The 2,204-nt window shown below is 59.1% G+C and carries 3 protein-coding genes; 2 read left to right on the plus strand and 1 reads right to left on the minus strand.

The genetic code is table 11. The features are described from left to right. The first annotated feature begins 66 nt into the window (after positions 1–66). Together NW820_RS01550 and NW820_RS01555 are read left to right on the plus strand one after the other, a co-directional pair. The gene (locus NW820_RS01550; protein WP_011432097.1) at positions 67–834 is read left to right on the plus strand and encodes a PspA/IM30 family protein; all 768 of its coding nucleotides are present in this window, start codon (positions 67–69) and stop codon (positions 832–834) included. Positions 835–1,083: 249 nt separating this feature from the next. Then, positions 1,084–1,548: a pentapeptide repeat-containing protein gene (locus NW820_RS01555; RefSeq protein ID WP_011432098.1), complete on the plus strand. Its 465-nt coding sequence runs from the start codon at positions 1,084–1,086 to the stop codon at positions 1,546–1,548. A gap of 12 nt (positions 1,549–1,560) precedes the next feature. On the opposite strand, the gene cysQ is transcribed toward NW820_RS01555, so the two are convergent. Next, the coding region (gene cysQ / locus NW820_RS01560) for a 3'(2'),5'-bisphosphate nucleotidase CysQ (protein ID WP_414406495.1) at positions 1,561–2,204 on the minus strand (644 nt) is incomplete at its 5' end.

Below are 2,204 nucleotides of genomic sequence, written 5' to 3' on the forward strand. Positions count from 1 at the left end.
AGCACTGGAAGGCATCAAAGCAGCAAGGGTAGCATTAGGTCAGACCGCTAGAGGGGGAAGCAACCGATGGGATTGTTCGATCGGGTCAGCCGAATCATTAGATCCAATATCAATGCGCTGGTCAGCAGCGCCGAGGATCCGGAGAAAATCCTGAACCAGACCATTCAGGACATGTCTGAGGATCACTACCAGATGCGGCAAGCGGTTGCCCAGGCCATTGCTGCCCAGAAGCGGATAGAGCGGCAGTATGAGCAAGCACAGCAGAGTGTTGATGAGTGGCAAAGACGCGCCGAGTTGGCCCTGCGCAACAACAACGAAGCTTTGGCTCGGGAAGCGCTGGTGCGCAAGAAAACCTTTGCCGAGACTGCCCAAAGCCTGAAGCGGCAGTTGGACGAGCAGACTAAGCAGGTGGAGATCCTGAAGTCCAACATGACCAAGCTGGAGAGCAAGATCGCTGAGGCCAAGACCAAAAAGGACATGCTCATCGCTCGCGCCCGCGCCGCCAAGGCTTCCCAGCAAATCAATCAGGTTATCGGGCGGGTGGACGCCACAAGCGCCTTTGCTGCTTTTGAGCGTATGGAGGAGAAGGTGAACTCCCTGGAGGCCCAGTCGGCGGCAGTAGCCGAGCTGGCGGTAGACAATTTGGAAAACCAGTTTGCCGCTTTGGAGGCGGGTGGCTCGGATGTAGATCACGAGCTGCTGATGCTCAAGGCGTCGATCCAGGGTCAGTTGCCCTCTGGAGGGTCAAAGTCCTCAGGCCAACCTTCCACCGCAAGTGAGAGCGAGGTCGATCTGGAGTTGGAAAATTTGCGCAAGGAGATTGACCAGCTCTAACAGGCGGAATGTCGCTCTCCTCCGACTCTCAAGGCTTGCCGGGCTGAGTTTGGGCCGGGGGGTGGTAAGCTAACCAACAAGAACTCTGACAGCCCTTCTGCCGACCAGCAGGGCAAAGTCTGTCAGTAAAGCGTTCCACCTCGAGTGGCAGGGATCCCCAGAGGGTAATCAACCTGCGAAAGGGTCACAGCCTGCTTCCGGCAGGGCTGAGGTTAGTTTGCCTACGGTTTTGTGAGAGAACAAACAGCGATGACAACAGCAAGTATCAAGCCTCTCTTGGATGCCAAGCAACTGTTGCAGGCTTATGCGTCTGGCCAACGGGATTTTTCGGGCTCCAACCTGAGTGGAGCGCAGTTGAGTGGCGCGAATTTGAAGGGCATTATCCTACGGGATGCCGACTTGAGTGGGGCAGATTTGCGCGAGGCGGATTTGTCGGGAGCAGATCTCTCGGGAGCCGACCTGCGCGGAGCCAAGCTGCGACGGGTGAACCTGATTGGGGCTAAGTTGGTGAAGGCAGATTTGCGGGGGGCCAACCTCTACCGGGCCAAATTGCTCAGGGCCGACCTCAGCGAAGCCGAGCTGAACCGAGCCGATCTGCGGATTGGGGCCGATCTGCGCGGAGCCATCATCACCAACACCCATTTCCGCGGTGCCCTCTACGACGAGTACACCAAGTTCCCGGATGGCTTTAACCCTACGGAGATGGGCATGTAGCCGGAGCTTCCCTCAGGGGATCAGGTTCTGCCACAGTTGGGCCATGCCTTCGGCAGCCGCTACAAAGGGCGGGTTGTGCAGGTCGGGCTTGTTGTAGCGCAAGGGATCCCCTGCCAGATCGGTAACCCTTCCCCCCGCCTGCTCCACAATGCACTGGGCAGCGGCGGTATCCCACTCCAGGGTGGGGCCGAAGCGAGGGTAGAGATGGGCAGATCCTTCGGCCACAAGGCAAAGCTTTAGGGCACTGCCCACAGACTTCACTTCCAGAGAGCCACAGCGCTGCCGCAGCCGCTCGAGGAACTGCTCCGTCTCCGGGTTGCTGTGGGAACGGCTGGCCACCACTTGTAGGGGTTCTTGGGCGTAAGGGCAGGTGCGGATGGGCTGTTCGTGAACGCAGGACGGAGTCCTTTCCCTCTTGCAGGCCCCCAGCTTTTGCGCAGCCGCGTAGGTGAGGCCCAGAGCTGGGGCATGGACGACCCCCAGGATGGGGATCCCTTCCTCGATGAGAGCAATATTCACCGTAAACTGGCCGTTGCGCCCGATAAACTCTCGGGTGCCATCCAAGGGATCCACCAGCCAAAACCGCTCCCACTGTTGCCGCTCTGGGTAAGGGATCCCGCCCGATTCTTCCGAGAGCACCGGGATCCCTGGGGTCA

Source organism: Synechococcus sp. R55.7, assembly GCF_047461955.1.
Taxonomy (GTDB): Bacteria; Cyanobacteriota; Cyanobacteriia; order Thermostichales; family Thermostichaceae; genus Thermostichus.